Source organism: Hungatella hathewayi WAL-18680, assembly GCF_000235505.1.
GTDB classification, from domain to species: domain Bacteria; phylum Bacillota; class Clostridia; order Lachnospirales; family Lachnospiraceae; genus Hungatella_A; species Hungatella_A hathewayi_A.
Genome location: NZ_JH379028.1, coordinates 544,490 through 560,743, shown reverse-complemented (window position 1 = coordinate 560,743; position 16,254 = coordinate 544,490). Strand labels below are relative to the sequence as shown.

General features: G+C 36.8%; 18 protein-coding genes. 16 read left to right on the top strand and 2 right to left on the bottom strand.

Annotated features, from left to right (window positions below):
* Positions 1–79 precede the first annotated feature (79 nt).
* From HMPREF9473_RS18375 to HMPREF9473_RS27445, 3 genes are read left to right on the top strand one after another with little or no spacing between them, the layout of a single operon-like run.
* The gene (locus HMPREF9473_RS18375) at positions 80–1,819 is read left to right on the top strand and encodes a DUF2075 domain-containing protein (RefSeq protein ID WP_006781698.1); all 1,740 of its coding nucleotides are present in this window, start codon (positions 80–82) and stop codon (positions 1,817–1,819) included.
* Positions 1,820–1,840: 21 nt separating this feature from the next.
* Entirely contained in the window at positions 1,841–2,200 is a 360-nt protein-coding gene (locus tag HMPREF9473_RS18370) for a nucleotide pyrophosphohydrolase (RefSeq protein WP_006781697.1), read from the top strand.
* Between the two features lie 12 nt (positions 2,201–2,212).
* A complete protein-coding gene (locus HMPREF9473_RS27445; protein ID WP_157140229.1) occupies positions 2,213–2,374 on the top strand; it encodes a hypothetical protein in 162 nt (53 codons plus the stop codon).
* A 211-nt stretch (positions 2,375–2,585) separates the two neighbouring features.
* On the opposite strand, the gene HMPREF9473_RS18365 is transcribed toward HMPREF9473_RS27445, so the two are convergent.
* Positions 2,586–2,873: a DUF6809 family protein gene (locus tag HMPREF9473_RS18365; RefSeq protein ID WP_006781696.1), complete on the bottom strand. Its 288-nt coding sequence runs from the start codon at positions 2,871–2,873 to the stop codon at positions 2,586–2,588.
* Between the two features lie 107 nt (positions 2,874–2,980).
* Here HMPREF9473_RS18365 and HMPREF9473_RS18360 point away from each other — a divergent pair, with 107 nt between their 5' ends.
* From HMPREF9473_RS18360 to HMPREF9473_RS18320, 9 genes are all read left to right on the top strand, one after another.
* Entirely contained in the window at positions 2,981–3,211 is a 231-nt protein-coding gene (locus HMPREF9473_RS18360) for a helix-turn-helix domain-containing protein (RefSeq protein ID WP_006781695.1), read from the top strand.
* Between the two features lie 31 nt (positions 3,212–3,242).
* Complete coding sequence (locus HMPREF9473_RS26455) at positions 3,243–5,213, top strand: AAA family ATPase (RefSeq protein ID WP_006781694.1); 1,971 nt, start codon at positions 3,243–3,245, stop codon at positions 5,211–5,213.
* Positions 5,214–5,235: 22 nt separating this feature from the next.
* On the top strand, positions 5,236–7,221 hold the full coding sequence (locus tag HMPREF9473_RS18350) for an LlaJI family restriction endonuclease (RefSeq protein WP_006781693.1): 1,986 nt from the start codon (positions 5,236–5,238) through the stop codon (positions 7,219–7,221).
* Between the two features lie 92 nt (positions 7,222–7,313).
* Positions 7,314–7,697: a hypothetical protein gene (locus HMPREF9473_RS18345; protein WP_006781692.1), complete on the top strand. Its 384-nt coding sequence runs from the start codon at positions 7,314–7,316 to the stop codon at positions 7,695–7,697.
* Positions 7,698–7,917: 220 nt separating this feature from the next.
* On the top strand, positions 7,918–9,141 hold the full coding sequence (locus HMPREF9473_RS18340; RefSeq protein ID WP_148552385.1) for a hypothetical protein: 1,224 nt from the start codon (positions 7,918–7,920) through the stop codon (positions 9,139–9,141).
* Between the two features lie 61 nt (positions 9,142–9,202).
* The gene (locus HMPREF9473_RS18335) at positions 9,203–9,412 is read left to right on the top strand and encodes a helix-turn-helix transcriptional regulator (protein ID WP_006781690.1); all 210 of its coding nucleotides are present in this window, start codon (positions 9,203–9,205) and stop codon (positions 9,410–9,412) included.
* Positions 9,412–10,488 (top strand): DNA cytosine methyltransferase, encoded by a 1,077-nt coding sequence (locus HMPREF9473_RS18330; RefSeq protein WP_006781689.1) that lies wholly within the window; start codon positions 9,412–9,414, stop codon positions 10,486–10,488. Before HMPREF9473_RS18335 ends, HMPREF9473_RS18330 begins: the two co-directional genes overlap by 1 nt.
* Before the next feature lie 15 nt (positions 10,489–10,503).
* Complete coding sequence (locus HMPREF9473_RS18325; protein WP_006781688.1) at positions 10,504–12,060, top strand: restriction endonuclease FokI C-terminal domain-containing protein; 1,557 nt, start codon at positions 10,504–10,506, stop codon at positions 12,058–12,060.
* A gap of 54 nt (positions 12,061–12,114) precedes the next feature.
* Complete coding sequence (locus HMPREF9473_RS18320; RefSeq protein ID WP_006781687.1) at positions 12,115–12,573, top strand: very short patch repair endonuclease; 459 nt, start codon at positions 12,115–12,117, stop codon at positions 12,571–12,573.
* A 76-nt stretch (positions 12,574–12,649) separates the two neighbouring features.
* On the opposite strand, the gene HMPREF9473_RS18315 is transcribed toward HMPREF9473_RS18320, so the two are convergent.
* Complete coding sequence (locus HMPREF9473_RS18315; protein ID WP_034859619.1) at positions 12,650–12,865, bottom strand: hypothetical protein; 216 nt, start codon at positions 12,863–12,865, stop codon at positions 12,650–12,652.
* Between the two features lie 192 nt (positions 12,866–13,057).
* Here HMPREF9473_RS18315 and HMPREF9473_RS18310 point away from each other — a divergent pair, with 192 nt between their 5' ends.
* From HMPREF9473_RS18310 to HMPREF9473_RS18295, 4 genes are all read left to right on the top strand, one after another.
* A complete protein-coding gene (locus tag HMPREF9473_RS18310; protein WP_006781686.1) occupies positions 13,058–13,261 on the top strand; it encodes a helix-turn-helix domain-containing protein in 204 nt (67 codons plus the stop codon).
* Entirely contained in the window at positions 13,262–13,486 is a 225-nt protein-coding gene (locus HMPREF9473_RS18305; RefSeq protein WP_006781685.1) for a helix-turn-helix domain-containing protein, read from the top strand.
* A 170-nt stretch (positions 13,487–13,656) separates the two neighbouring features.
* Complete coding sequence (locus HMPREF9473_RS18300; RefSeq protein ID WP_242830862.1) at positions 13,657–14,670, top strand: HNH endonuclease domain-containing protein; 1,014 nt, start codon at positions 13,657–13,659, stop codon at positions 14,668–14,670.
* A 125-nt stretch (positions 14,671–14,795) separates the two neighbouring features.
* Positions 14,796–16,244, top strand: a complete 1,449-nt coding sequence (locus HMPREF9473_RS18295; RefSeq protein WP_006781683.1) for a DUF1266 domain-containing protein — start codon at positions 14,796–14,798, stop codon at positions 16,242–16,244.
* Positions 16,245–16,254: the final 10 nt, after the last annotated feature.

Below are 16,254 nucleotides of genomic sequence, written 5' to 3'. Positions count from 1 at the left end.
AATTTACTTGGAGGGGGAAAAAGGATATAATAAATCAAGATGATTTGTCAGATAATCCTGATGGGAGGTACAAAAGAAAATGAAACAGATCAATGAACCTGTAGTTCATAAAATAAAAGATAATCAAAAGGAGATTAACAATCTGAGAGGCAGTTTGGATGGTGATGAACGGAAAAGCGAATTATTGCTGGATTATCCAACTGTCTATATTCATCATTGGAAGAGGAAAGACGACAAATATGAGGTGTACATAGGCGAAGCGAATGATGTTGTAAAGAGAAGCAGACAGCATCTTGGGTTAGCTTCGAAGGGAGACGACTGGCATAAGCAATTGAATGGAAAACATGCGGAGTTGTTTATTATCGGGCACGATCATTTCAACAAATCACTTACCATGGATTTGGAGAATCGATTTATGGATTTTATGGTGGGTCTGTCAACCGTGCATAAAGTTCACAATAAAAGAAAAAATCCGCAGTATAAATATTATACTTCTGATGAAATGGACATCATTTTTAGAAAAATATGGAGTGAGCTGATGAAGTGGAATCCGATGCTTTTTTTAGAAAGCCATCATGTTCTGGATTCCGCAATGTTTAAGGCATCACCTTTTCATGATTTGACGAAGGAACAGCAATATGTAAAAGAGATGGTGATAAAAAGGGTTCAGAATGCTCTGAAACGAAAAGAAACCGGTCAGTTGATTTTTATAGCGGGAGAGGCCGGAACCGGTAAGACCGTATTGATCAGCAGTCTGTTCTATGAATTGAATTTTCTTGAAAATGGTAATAATGCGGAAGATATCTCCTGTTATTTAGTGGATAACCATAAGGAACAGGTGACTGTCTATGAGCAGATTGCGAAAAAATTAAATTTAGGAAATGGAAAAGAGGTGGTAAACAGAGCGCCTCACTTTATAAAGAAACATGAGGTGGAGGAGCCTGTGGATGTCGTATTGATAGACGAAGCCCATCTGCTTTTAACACGGGGCAGCCGGTATTACCCAGGGAAAAATCAATTATCTGATATCAGACAGCGTGCCAAGGTTGTAGTAGCGGTGTTTGACAAACGGCAAATATTAAGAGCTGAGCAATATTGGGAAAGCCAGGATATTCGTATGCTGGAAGGAGAGGCAAAGAGGAAGAAAAATTATTTTAAATTAGAAAAACAGTTAAGGATTACCGGAAGTGAAGAAACGGTAAAATGGCTGAATCAGTTTACAAAGGCGGGGAAACTTGAAAAAATTCCCAAGGATGATAACTATGAAATAAAAATATGTGATACGCCGGAAGAACTGGAAGCTATGATAAAAGCAAAAGCCAGAATATCAAAAACGAAATTGTCCAGAATCATAGCGACATATGACTGGGAATATAATGGAGATTCGGAACCGGAGGATGGGACGAAAGAGGTCTGGGAAGTCAGCATTGGAAACTGGAAGAAACCCTGGAATCTGCAAACGAAGCTGTCGAAAACGGAAAAGGAAGAGATCAAGACATTATCCTGGGCTGAACAGCCACAAACAATAGATGAAGTCGGGTCCACCTATACCATACAGGGATTTGATTTATGCTACGCCGGGGTGATTTTAGGGCCTTCCGTGAAATATAAAAAAGGGAAAATTGTATTCGACCCGGAGTGCAGCAAGAATAAAGATGCGATTACTTCCAGATTATTGAGCGATGGCACCAGAAAGAAGTTTGGCAAGGAATTGATCGGTAATGAAGTAAATGTATTGATGACGCGGGGCGTTCAGGGGATATACATTTATGCCTGTGATGAAACATTGAGGGAAGCATTAAAAAATGCGCGCGGCTAAAAGAGGAGAATAAAAAAAGATATGACAGATAAGACGTTAGCGGAATTAACGGAACTGGTGCAGCTATTTTGTGAGGAACGTGATTGGGATAAATTTCACAATCCAAAGGACCTCGCAATAGGACTTTCAACGGAAGCCAATGAGCTGTTGGATATTTTCCGGTTTAAATCAGAAGATGATATGAGAGAAATCATGGAGAACCCAGAGAAACGCGAGCATGTGACGGAGGAACTAGCAGATGTATTTTTCTTCCTTTTACGTTTTGCACAGATGAATCAGATTGATCTTTGTAATGCTTTGACGGACAAGCTTGGAAAAAATGATAGGAAATATCCGGTTGAGAAAATTAGGGGGAAGAATTTGAAGTATACGGAAATATAGAAATAAATTATAATGATTTTTGGTTGGGAGAGAGTTCATGATGAAAATTCTCCATTTGTAAAAATAGCACGCATTAAAAATGAAAATCTGGAAATGTTGAATGCCAGTATGACAGAAGAGCAAAAAGATTTGTTGGAAGCCTATTTTGATGCCGATACAAAAATAAAGAAATGATTAATTTAGAGCGATTTACGTATGCATTTCATCTTGGTGCACAGTTAATGGCAGAAATGATGCAGGGGCGGGAGCAATTGTTGATGGAATAAAGAGTTTCGCCTAGGATATATTAGTTTAGTAACAGTAATTAGCTGGAAGATTAGTGGAAACAGAATAAGTATCGTGTGATGGGGAGCCTATGAAAAGCAGGCTCCCTGTTTTATAACCTTTATTCATCATCCTGATTTGTGGGGGCCGAATATACTTCTGCCATCATTCGTATGGCAATACTGAAACCGTCAATAAAGGTCTGCTCCATTTCATATGGGAGTAATGACAGATTTTCATCAATCATTTGTATGAATTCACTTTTCAATTCCTCAGGTAATTTCTCAAGAAAAGCAGAATAAGAATGAAATGCTTTATCACGATTTGTTCTATATTCTTCAATGGTTGTCTTAAATTCAGCATATGGATATAATTCCCCATGATACAGCTGGTCTAAAACTCGTTTCATAATAATCCTCCTTATGCGATTGTTTCTATATAGTGACAAGCTTATCATAAATCATAACTATACTCAATATAAAGTTACTAATTGGTCACAAAATTGGAGGTATAGTTATGCAATGGATTTTAAGGGATATCCCGATTGGCAGAAATATACAGACCGTGCGCATGTCGAAAGATATGACACAGGAGGAAGTCGTAGGACAACTACAATTGATGGGAAGCCAGATGTCGCGGAGTACGCTGGCTAATATTGAGGCGGGAAGACGGAATATAAAGGCTAGTGACTTGAAGGCGTTGAAGATGTTGTTTGAAGTGGATTTTGAACAATTTTTTGAGGAATAAATTAAGGCTAAAGAAAATGAGGTGAAGTGATATGAGTGACAGCATTGATATAATGAGCTTGAATCAGGATCAGCATCAAGCATTGGTCTGCATGTTTTTCGCGATGCTTCCAAAGACAGATAAACGATATAAAAAAAGAATAGAATATTGGGAAGTTTTACAGAAACGATTTAATAAAAAAGTAAGTACCTATAGGTTTGTAAAAGATACCTTTGATTTATATTTTCCTGCTAATAATCGAGCGGGCTGGAAGGGTGAAAATACTCTCTCTAAAAGAGGAAAAGAGTATAAAGAAATCTATGATATGTATGGGGACTACGATGTAGATGTCATTGAAAAAGCAGTAGATGAAATAATTAACCTATACTCTAAAGATAATATATCTTACATTACAATGAAATGTGGAATACCAGATATTGTGCATGCAATGATAAATGGTGACAAAGAAATAACGATTGATGGGGTGAATAGACTACAAGAAGAGCTGCAAAATGATAGAATTGTTTTTGTAACATTAGGTGGAGACCGCGGTAAAAAAGAAGTAGATTGGGAACCAGGTTTTTATGGCATCGCCCATATTATAAAACCGCCATACGATTTTGGTTACAACGGAAATAAAAAGTATTTCAAATTTGATATCTGTATGGATTGTACATTTAAACGGGCATATAGACGAGAAGAATTTTTATATTACAGAGATACATTTGATGCAACTTATATTGGACCGGAATTATCGAGAGACCCTTCCCAGGCGATTAGCAGTTTAGATGATGCAAAAGCGGCGGCAGTTATCAGGGCAGTCATAGATAAACAGCCAGAACTGAAGGATGAACTTGGTAATATATTTCCAAAAGAGTTTATGGATAGAGTACTGGGAGCTGTTAGAATATTGATTCCATCAGTAGCAGCGTATGGTGAAACAATGAAAGATGCATATGATTCATATAAAACTGAGACCGAAGCAGTTCAAGAAAATGAGTATATTCCTATCATTTATAATACAAGTTTTAAATCAAAGTATGAGCGAAACCGAATTGTGTTCGGGGCTCCAGGTACCGGAAAAAGTTTTAAATTGAAAGAAGATTCAGAAAAATTATTGGAGGCATCCTCCGGAAGCGTTGAAAGAGTAACGTTTCATCCAGATTATACATATTCGCAATTTGTTGGGACATATAAACCAGTATCTGATATAGAGGGTGCTATCAGTTATAAATTTGTTCCAGGCCCATTTATGAGAGTTTATGTTGAAGCCCTGCGAAGTGGCAGAACCGGGGAGCCACAGCCGCATTTGTTACTTGTAGAGGAAATTAACAGAGCCAGGGTAGCAGCAGTTTTTGGAGACATTTTTCAACTTTTAGACCGCAATACCAATGGCGTCAGTGAATATGAGACACAGTCTTCTGAGGATATACGAAAATATTTAGCAGAGGAACTTGGCGGGACACCAGATAACTATCCAATACTTAGGCTGCCTGATAATATGTTTATATGGGCAACTATGAACAGCGCTGACCAGGGGGTATTTCCTATGGATACGGCATTTAAGCGCAGGTGGGATTTTGAATATATTGGAATCAATGATTCAGAAGAAAAGTTGAAATATTCAAATGGCAAAGACTATGTAATACCTATTGGCTTAGGAGAGGGCAGACGTTATATCAAATGGAATGTTCTCCGTAAAGGAATAAATGAAATTCTTACGGATGAATGTAAAGTGAATGAAGATAAGCTGCTGGGGCCATTTTTCCTTTCAAAGAATTTGCTGGTAAATGCTGTTGATAATATGGAAAAAGAAGATTCATTTGTAAAAGCATTTGAAAGCAAAGTAATCATGTACTTATTTGAAGATGTAGTGAAAATGAGTCCGGAAAAAATCTTTAAAGGACATTTCAAACAGAATGGCAAGAGGATATATTCAGAAATATGCAAGTCATTTGAAAAAGATGGAATAGGAATCTTTGATTTGGACTTGGAAGTAAGTGACATAAAGAATATTGATTAAGAAGTAAAGAGAGGCGAACCACGTGGGCAAAGGATTTTTTCAAGAGCTGAAGCATTACACACTTTACGCGATTTCAAAAGAATTAGAGTCTGATTTAGAGGAAACAAAACGCCTTGTGGGTATTCTCAAGAAATATGGGATTGTTAAAGCGGTAAATAAGTTAAAGCCAGAATATGAAGAACTGTCTAATCAAGATATTGTATTAACTGGTGTAGTAGAAAATGCAGCTGATATTGAGTACGTTTTCGATTTTGTGGGCGTAGTTGTATTAGAAAGTCATGTTTTTAAATGTTATCCGAAATATATTTCATCAACAAAAGAACCTATACTGCAGTTGAAAAAAGTACTAAGGGTTATAGAAAAATACAATTCCAAAGAGCAGTTGATTTATTTGTTTAATGGTGAAGATGATAACAGAATATTTAATCACCTGGCGGTTTCACTACATTTATTGGAAGAATATTTTACATATGGCTTGTATACCAACCAACATGAAATCATTGAAACAAACGGAGACGGAGAAATTCTTTGGGATAAGACCATCAATGAAACATATGCTTTGATACAGAATGACCGTCCTTATTATGTGGAATTGCAGACACATAATCGTATGGACAATGACATGGATTATTTTAGAAGGCTGCATGAATGTATATTGTCGACTTGTTCACGGGAATTGAAGCGGATGGGCATATTTGATTTGTTTGATATTTCAGATGCTGAACTTACAGACACAGTGGTAGAGGATTTTGGAGATAAAGATTATATATTATACAGACTTCAAAATGAAATTAAGGTTCAGTATGTAACAAGAAAGCAGAATTTGTTAAAAACGTTATATACTTATATAGCGAATCATAAGACAAACGAAAATGATGTTAGTCTCAGCCTTTATGGAACCAATAGCTTTAATCTTATTTGGGAAGAAGTTTGTGCTGATAATTTTGGAAGTATTTTATATGAAACATTGGAAAATATTGAAAAGAAGCATTATTTACCGATGCCTTTGGTGGATGTATATAAATCAAATAAGTTTAAGAAAAAGAAGTTAATCAATATCATAGACAGTCCAGTTTGGTACAAGAATACCCCTGCTGTATATGATGATAAGATTGACACGTTGAAACCAGATTTGATTTGCAGCTATCCATGTAATGATCATGGGGATTATTGTTTTGGCATCTATGATGCAAAGTATTATCGAATTGATTTTAAAGAACAGAAATCAGGCTGGAAAGTGACGGGACAGCCAGGGGTTGGAGATGTAACGAAGCAGTATCTGTATCAATTGGCATACGAGGATTTTATTACGAAACAGGGATTTCATTATGTTCAGAATATGTTTTTATGTCCTCAAGAAGAAGCAGATAAAAATTATGGCTATGTAGAATTGAAAATGCTCCACACCATTGGCGGGAAGACACTTCAAAATATAGCTGTTGTAAAATTATGTGCAGAGGAAATGTATGATTATTATTTATCGGGTAAACAGATAACTAATATAGTGGATTATATCCCTCAGGCTGCACAGAAATCTCTGGCAGAACAAAACTTTGCAGGAAGAATGATGGCATATTCGCGACGAATAAGAAATAGTAGTTATGAAGCAGAAAAAAAATTAAAGATGGGTGCAGATAAGGGGAAAATTATTTATCCTAATCAATTGAAAAAAGAAATAGGTGCAAAACTCATTTATGATGCAATTTGTCCAGTTGCAGCAGAAACATACTATGGCTTTGCTCCATATGAAGGAAACTATGGAAGTATGGTGGCAGAAGAGCAGGGGAATTCTTATAGTAAATGCAGTCAGATTGCCGACGCAGCAATTGATATAGAAAAACAGGTAAAACTGTTGGATGATGTAGATATCTTTGATATTGAGCGCGTGAAAGACGTATTAAAGAAAAGTTTTGAAGGAAAAGCAGAAATTAGATGCATGGTGGAAGGAAATAGTATGGACAAGCTGTGTAAAATAATTATGGAGTTGATAAGAGATATCTATTTATAACTGCAGTATCAGTAATTATATATTTGGACAATAGCTATCGGCGTTAAAATATGATAAAATGAAATTATATTAAAAAGAATGGAGTTGATGGTATGCCAAAGGCAGGAGATATGTATGTTGTGGAAATTGGTGAGGCGCACATTAATTGGGGCGAACATAGAAATCCAACAAATAGGGCAATGATTTCTGGAGAATCATATGTAAAGATTCCGTCTGATGCAGCTAGGAGATTTGGACTTGTTAGAGGAACTACATATATGGCACATTTTACAAATGGATTTGACTCATTTCCAATTAAGGCAGCAGGAAATGGTCCTTTTGAGGATGGGATTCAATATGCAAAGCAATTTGAAGGAATAGGTGCAGGAGCTTGTAAAGCATTTACACCATGGTATGAAAGCTGTAATGCTGAGGCTGGAAATAAAGTCCGGGTAGAATTCTTATCATCTGTTGATGTTCAGTTTACAATAATTTAGTGTGTTGAAATATTAGAAAATATTAAGAGCTTGGAACTTTTTCAAGCTCTTTTTCATTATATATTTTTAAAATAACAAAATAAAAGGAGAAATTAAAATGGATTTTATGTTATCAATATGGGGTGGTTTTACATGTTGCTTATTATTATTGTCAATCCCATGTGCGAGATGTTATATTAAAAATGATTTCTGAAATTACGGCAACATTCGATTGTTACTAATGATAAAAAGATGGGGGAATCCTTTTTCTGTATATAGTTTAACACTATCCATAGTAATAGGGATGGTATCTTTTGGAATGTTTCTTTATTTAATGAATTCAATGTTTGTTTTTTTAAAAATTTTAGTAGGTGTATGGCCTCTGATTAACTCAAAGATTTCTTTAAAAGGAAACAAGTTAAAGTCGGTTTGGATAGCTTGTTTTGTATGGCTGATATTGATTGTAGGAACTCAATTATTAGATACAAAATTACAGTTAATTGTTGAAAATAATTATATGAGTGTTGCCTTTCTATTGGCATTATTTATTACTATAAGTTTTTATTCTATAATAAATTTATTAAATTTATATAAAGAGCATAAAAATACTGAGGTACGAATAGGAATGAGAAAGGATTTGATTTGGAGAATATCTAAAATTAAATTAGATGATTTAGATGTATTTGAATTAATAAAAAATAGTGAAAAGTTTTACGACCAATTTTTGAAATATTATAAAAAAATTCCTGATATATTTAACATTGAATATGCGAATCTTCACGGAAGATATAAGTTTAATTGGTATAAAAATGCTAGTAAAAAAATGAAATTTTTTTTTGTTGCTAATATCCTACTACTCTTCATCTTAAGTCGAACTAATATCGAATATACAATATATATAACTTTAATGATGTTTGTGTTTGTTATAAATATAATTGTTTTAAAAAAGTTAGATGAATCTTACTTAGAAAGCTTGGCTATAAGATATTTCTATGACGACTGGGGATTTTGTGTAAGTTGCGCTAAAAAAATAGAATTTGTTGGCAACATTGAAATGATTGAAGTATCAAAGTATCATCATTTCATACATTCAATATTAGATATTGCAGCTTTTAACAGAGCGATTTATATGAAAGATAAATTTTATAAAACAAATGTTATAAGTTTGGTATCTAAAAATATGCTGGAGTTAACTTCGAATTACCAATCTAAAAATAAGAATTGGGTACAATATATTCCATTATGGATTACAGCTTTATTTGATTATGATTTAAATGGTGAAATAGAATTTGATATTTGCAAGAAGTTTCAAGAATGCTGTGAGAATGAGTATGAAAGGGAATGTATTAATGTTTTTTTATACAGTTTTTGGACATATATTACGCGTGTAATGCCAGCCGATGATAAGTCTTCCCTTGTCTTTAATTTCATGAAATATATTGAAAGAGATAGAGAAGCAAGCTAATAAAATATTTTGACAATATCAACAAATTCGTTTATAATATTGATATTAAGGGAGGGCTGTTATGACAATATCGGAGCAGATAAAAGTATTATGTGTGCGCTGTAATATTAGTGAGGCGGAGCTGGCCAGGAGACTGGGAAAGTCTCCTCAGAGTTTTAATTCTAAGATGAAGAGAGGCAGTTTTACAATATCTGAATTGGAAGAAGTAGCGGATGCTATGGGGGTAGAATTTAAGAGAAAATTTATATTGGCGAATGGAGAAGAAGTTTGATGAATGCAAATGAAGTGAAAGAGTTTCGATTGGGAGAATTGTTCTGCGGGCCAGGTGGGCTTGCGCTTGGAGCAATGACAGCGCGTATTAGTGACCCGGAATATAAAATTATTCATAAATGGGCGAATGATTATGATGCAGATACATGTAAAACATATCGAAGAAATATATGTCCAAACGATGAGGAGAGTGTTATCTGCGGAGATGTAAGGAAACTTGATATAGAACCACTGGGCGATATTGATGCGCTGGCATTTGGATTTCCTTGTAATGATTTTTCGGTTGTTGGAGAACAAAAAGGGTTTGATGGTACATTTGGTCCTTTATATACATATGGGGTTAAAGTTCTTAAGCGATATCAGCCATTATGGTTTTTGGCTGAAAATGTGGGAGGATTAAAAAGCGCCAACGAGGGACAGGCGTTTAAAAAAATTCAAGAAGATTTAGTCAAAGCTGGATATAGAATATATCCAAATCTCTATAAGTTTGAAGAATATGGAGTACCTCAGGCGAGACACAGAATGATAATCGTGGGTATAAGAAAAGATTTACCCTATGAATTTAAAATTCCTAGTACAGAACCGTATAAAGATAAGGATATTTCATGCAGAACTGCTATTGAAGTACCTGAAATTCCAGCAGATGCTCCTAATAATGAATTAACAAAACAGTCTCCACAGGTAGTAGAAAGATTATCATACATAAAACCAGGTCAAAATGCTTTTACGGCTGATATACCTGAAAGACTGCAGTTAAAAGTGAAAGGTGCTAAAATCAGCCAAATTTATAAACGGCTTTCTCCAGATAAACCTGCTTATACAGTAACGGGTTCTGGAGGAGGTGGAACACATATTTACCATTATGAAGAGCCTAGAGCGCTTACAAACAGAGAGAGAGCAAGGCTGCAGACATTTCCAGATAATTTTGTATTTGAAGGCTCTAAGGAATCTGTGAGAAAACAAATTGGTATGGCAGTTCCGGCAGATGGTGCCAGAATTATATTTGAAGCAATTTTAAAAACTTTTGCAGGTATTCCATATGACAGCATGGCTCCATATATTGGAAGCGGTGATTGATAAAGGGGTGATTTAATGCTTAATTATTGGTGGGTAACAAGGCCGAAAAGGAAACTTAATTCGATACCAGAAGTATTGGCGGCGTTTACAGATTTATTGCTTAACCAAGAATGGGATGGGCAGAGAGACTCTCATCTCGCCTATGAAAATGCACTGGAAGCCGCTGGTTTGAAAAGAAAAGGAGAACGACGTGACCAGACAGGAGGAGGAGCGAGAACATACAAAGCGTGGCTGGTCAGCCTTGGGCTGATTTTTACTCAGGAGGCTACGGGGAAAATAAAATTGACTTTAGCTGGAGAGGCAATCATGAATGGCGATTCTCCAGTAGAAGTGTTGACAAATCAGATATTAAAGTATCAGTTTCCATCAGCTTTTTCAATTGGGCGGGGAGTACAGGTGGCAGAGCGGTTTAAAATCAGGCCATTTCGGTTCCTATTAAAATTACTTAATGATGATAGGATACAATATCTTACCGAGGAAGAGATTGCCAAAATTGTTGTAACGGAAGCTGAAAACGAAAGTGATAAATGTTATAGTTATATAGTTAATCGAATTATACAATACAGAAATTTTGGAGATGCATGCCTCGAAGTGGATTTCTTTGAAAAATATCAGTCATCAAAGGGAGAAGTTAATCCTGACCATCCGTTTAGCCATTTGATGGATTTAGCGAATACAATCGTAAATTGGCTGGAATATACTCAGCTTGCAAAACGTGATGACGGGAGAGTGGCAATACTTGATGAAAAATATGTAGAAGTCCAAAAAATTTTAAGTGATATTCCTCATTTTATTGATAGACCCGAACAGCATGAATATTTTCAGCGAAAATATGGAATTGACCCAAAACATAAAAAAGATAATCGAAATCTTATCATGACTCAGACCATAACGGCAAGAGTAATCGCTAAGCAAAAAGTAATGCAGGCTTACATAGCTGAATCGCTAAAAAGGCCAATTACAAAAATAACGCCTCAAGTAGTTGATTATATCGTTCAGCAGACGGGGATTGATGATAAGACAGTAGAAAATATTTTGATTGAAACATATCCGAATGGTTCCATAGGTGGTTTCATGACTAAATATTTTGAAATGGCATTTAAAGGGCGTGATGAAGCGACTGAGTTTGAAAAGGCCACAGCAGAGCTGTTTCAGGATGTTTTTGGATTTGAAACAAAACATGTGGGTCCGATTGGATTGACACCAGATGTTTTGCTGATATCTGACTGTGCTGGATATCAGGCGATAATTGACAATAAGGCTTACCACAAATATACAATTAATAATGACCATTACAATCGTATGGTACATAATTATATTGGTAATATGAATAAATACAGCTCTTCCAATAATGCTTTAGCATTCTTTTCTTATATTGCAGGTGGATTTGGCAGTCATATTGATAGTCAAATTAAATCGATTGCTGATGCAACAGGGGTTAATGGTTCAGCAATGAGTGTGACGAATGTTATAAAAATGGTAGAGCAGCATAATAAACAGCCTTATTCTCACGAAAAGATAAAAGATATTTTTAGTGTAAACAGACAGGTTTTGATGAATGATATTATTTGACAATATGCGTTGTTTCAGTTTATAGATAATATATCTGATGGAGACTGATGGTTTATGGATAATTTAACAAAGGAACAACGAAAAAAGAATATGAAGCATATTCGAAACCGGGATACTAAAATTGAAGTACTGCTTCGCAAAGCTCTTTGGGAAAAAGGTTACCGGTATCGTAAAAATTATGAAAAATTACCAGGGAAACCAGATATCGTTTTGACGAAGTATAAAATTGCAATTTTTTGCGACGGAGAATTTTTTCATGGCAAGGATTGGGAAATACTGAAACCCAGATTGGAAAAAAGTAATAATAGTACATACTGGCTTAGCAAGATTTCGAGAAATCGTGAGCGGGATGATGAAGTAAATAAACAATTATTATTTGAGGGATGGACGGTTATTAGATTCTGGGGGAGCGATATTAAACATCATACTGATGAATGTGTCAAAGTAATAGAAGAGGCCATATTTGATATTAAATTGCAGGATGATATCTTATTTGACCAGCATCAATCATAAAGGTAGCAAAGTGATTACCGCAGTAAGGGAATAATGCTTAATTAATCTCTTCCTGCGGTATTTGATTGCATAATCATCAAATTTCTTCCTTATTCTTCAATACATCAGAACATTTCAATTCCATTTCTCTTAAAACACTACCAGTTTCCATATGAATTTTTTGTAAGATTTGAAAAGCCAAACGTCGTTCGTTCCAAATCATATGTAAGAAAATAGCAAGTAGATTAAGCAATAATAAAAGTGGTATAAGTGATTTTTTCATTTTAGCTGTTCCTTTCAACATCGTATTCATTTAGAAAAATATAAAACAAGAAATACTCTCTACAAATCATAACATAATTCTCTGTAAATATCTACATAATTTAACACCTGTTTAAAATAACACATGTGGATATTAGAACATGCATAACATGACATCTACTGAATACAATATATTCCAGTTATAATAGATGCAAGTAGATACAGTATAGAGGAGAAGACAAGGATGATAAGTTGTAAGCCTTTGTTTGAAACAATGAAGAAAAAGGAAATAACCGGGTATAAGCTTGTAAAAATGGGACTTCCTGAATCGACGTATCATTCGATAAGGCGTGGACATGGAATGTCATTAAATACATTGAACACATTATGCGAAATACTGGATTGTGAAGTAACGGATATCATCGAGTATGTCAAAGAGGATAAATAGATGATTAGCTTTGACCCAATGTTTAAAACAATGAAGAAAAAAGGAATAACCGGATATAGACTTGTAAAAATGGGATTTTCCCAGTCGACATATCACACTATTAAGAGGGGCCGGGGAATGACGTTGAATACCCTGAATACCTTGTGTGAAATGCTGGATTGTGAAGTGTCCGATTTAATCGAATATGTAAAAAAACAAGATGACAGTGTCACGGAACAGGAATGAAATAAATCTGAATCTGTGGCACTGTTTCTATAAAGAATTATCAGCAAATTACCGGAGGATATCTGATGAACTTACCGTACTCTGAATCTGGAGATGTAAAGGTTGAAGCCCTATCTCACATTTTTGACAAAAAAAGCGAATCCTATAAATTATTCTGGTTTCAGGCAATCGTGAACAAGGTCCTGGAAGGCCGGCGGGTACTGTCATACGACGAATTGGTCAATGAAATGATTGCGGATTCCTGGTATATGGTGACGGAATATAAGTTGAACCTGGGTCCTTCGGACAATTTGGAATTGTTAGTGCATTATATTCACGACATCAGTGGAATGAAAACGAATGAGAAGAAGGAAACAATCTTAAACTTTTTAAGTTCATGCAGTGATAAAAAAGTGGCTTCCTTAAAGCGGAAGATCACCAATCATGTTCCGTACCGGCTCCAGTCCGCCTTCATGGAAGAGATGGTGGGGAAAAAGGCGTGGGATGTTTCGGAGAGTAAGCAGATTGAGAAAATCAATAAAGAGAGACTGTTAATGTACTATATTTCCGATTTGGCTGGCATGAAGACTACCATATTGATGCAGCCGATGTGGTGTGATTATCTTATCAAGAACCAGGAAATTGTGAAGGGATGGATACAGTATCATCTGATTATATATCTGCAAAGAAGAAATCCCGATGTGCCCGGAATTATCGAGAAACTGAATCCTCCGCTGAGCAGAAAGCTGAATGATATCATGAAATATTGGAAACTGCTTATGAAATTGGGACCTGTGCGCGAAATATATTCTAACAGGGAACTGACCGAGAAGGAGATTTCCATTGACCATTTTGTACCTTGGTCCTATGTTGCCCACGACGAGTTTTGGAATTTACACCCCACGACGGTGAGCATAAACAGCCAGAAAGGGAACTCTCTGCCGAACTGGGCGAAATATTTTCCGGCCTTGGGGGAATTGGAATATTTTTCTTATGAGATGATGTGGAAATATGACGCTGTCCACGCTGAATTTGAAAAATGCGAGAGGCATCATGTAAACAGCAATGATGTGCGGATGAAACTTTATAGAGCGGGATTAGGCAGGGACGAATTCTGCTCTAATTTGGAACATATTTTACTGCCTGTGTATGAATCCGCGAAAAATGCCGGTTTTGGGAATTGGCTGGGAATTACTAATGGGTGATAAAGAAGAAAATGGACAAAGTGTTATCAAAATCGTATTAATAGGGTTTGCAATTTTCATGTTATGAGTTTATAATATAGACATTATGATTAAAACAGTAACAGGAAAGGCAGACGACGGATATCATGGCGTCCAGGAAGTTAAAAAGTCAGATTTCACATGCGGTGATACATATTATAGAATCTTTTATTATCTTTGCAATCTGCGCGTACTGTAGTGTCGGTGTTTACCTGAACGGGGCGGGGACCAGGGGGAAGAGTTTTGGTCTCAAAAAAGTGTTCGCAGACTGGATTTACAAAATGGAAGACCAGGGCAATGAGATACTTGTGAAGGGCATTCTGCTGGGAATGTTTGGCGTGGCCGCCGCATATGGATTGATTGCGCTGATTTATTATCTGCTGCATCTGACGCCAGGGAGGACCAGGCTTGGAAGGTCTGTCAGGAGGCAGGCGGCGGCTTATGAGAAACTGCCGGAATTGCTGGAACTGATAGACGCGGATATGGAGCGGGAGTCGCAGGCATTTGGGACGGAGCTTAGAATCGGGTTACAGTGGATGCTGGGTGAGGAGGCCATGCGGCTCAATCGGGTACAGCGGATGTTGGTGGAAGAGGGCTGGAACCGGAACAGACTTACGGTGACGGACAGGGATGTGAATAAGCTGGAGATTTCTTTTTCCTCAAAGGAGAATCTGGAGCAGGCGGTGCGTTTCCTGCAGCGGAAACTTCCGGAAGTTCCGGTGGATGGACTGCCGGAAGGGTTTGTGGCGGCAACGTGGGAATATCCTGCCAATGACTCGGCAGAAGAGGAAGTGGCCGGAGGGGCTGATGGCCAGAAACTGGCGGAGAAGGAAGAGATGAGGGCCCTTGCTTTTGCGGCTCCGCTGCGGATGGTCAATTTTGAATACGATAAAGAATTGGGCTCCAGCACGGTTTCAGAGAAAAAGCAGGCAAAAATGCGGAAGGAATTGAAGAAAAAGTGGAATATCGGGAGCAGGGAACAGCTTATCTCGAATATTGAACACTGTTATCTGGGAGAAAAAACGGCAAAATATGATGCGCTGTTACCGATATTTTTGATTTCCGATATGGAAGAAAAACGGGAATTTTTAAAACAGCAGAAGCTGGACGATGACTGGCAGAATGTCTTTTTTCAAATGATAGAGAAGGCGCAGTCATTGTTTGAAAAGTATGGTATCCGTTTCCCAGGGCAGGGGGACTCCCTTTATGCGTGGGAGCTGGCGGAAGCGGCCGTATTTGCGGTACACGGAGCGGCTGCGGGGTATCTGACCGGCGAAGAGGAGCTTGCCAGGCTGATGGAGACAGGGAGAATAGCGGAGCGTTTTTATCACTCCTGGGAGGAATATGCGGGAGCATTTCTTCTGGGAGATTTTTTCGATACATTTTTTCAACAGAGTTCGGCGTCCCACGCGGAGATTTATATGGCTGGAAAAAGTGAGGTAAAAGAAGTCCGCCAATTTTTAAGGGACAAAACGTATATGGCATGTCCGTTTGGAGCAAGTGGCAGTGCGTCTGGAAACCTTCCAAAACATTACCGTTCCGAACAGTACATATAAAAGAAAAAGT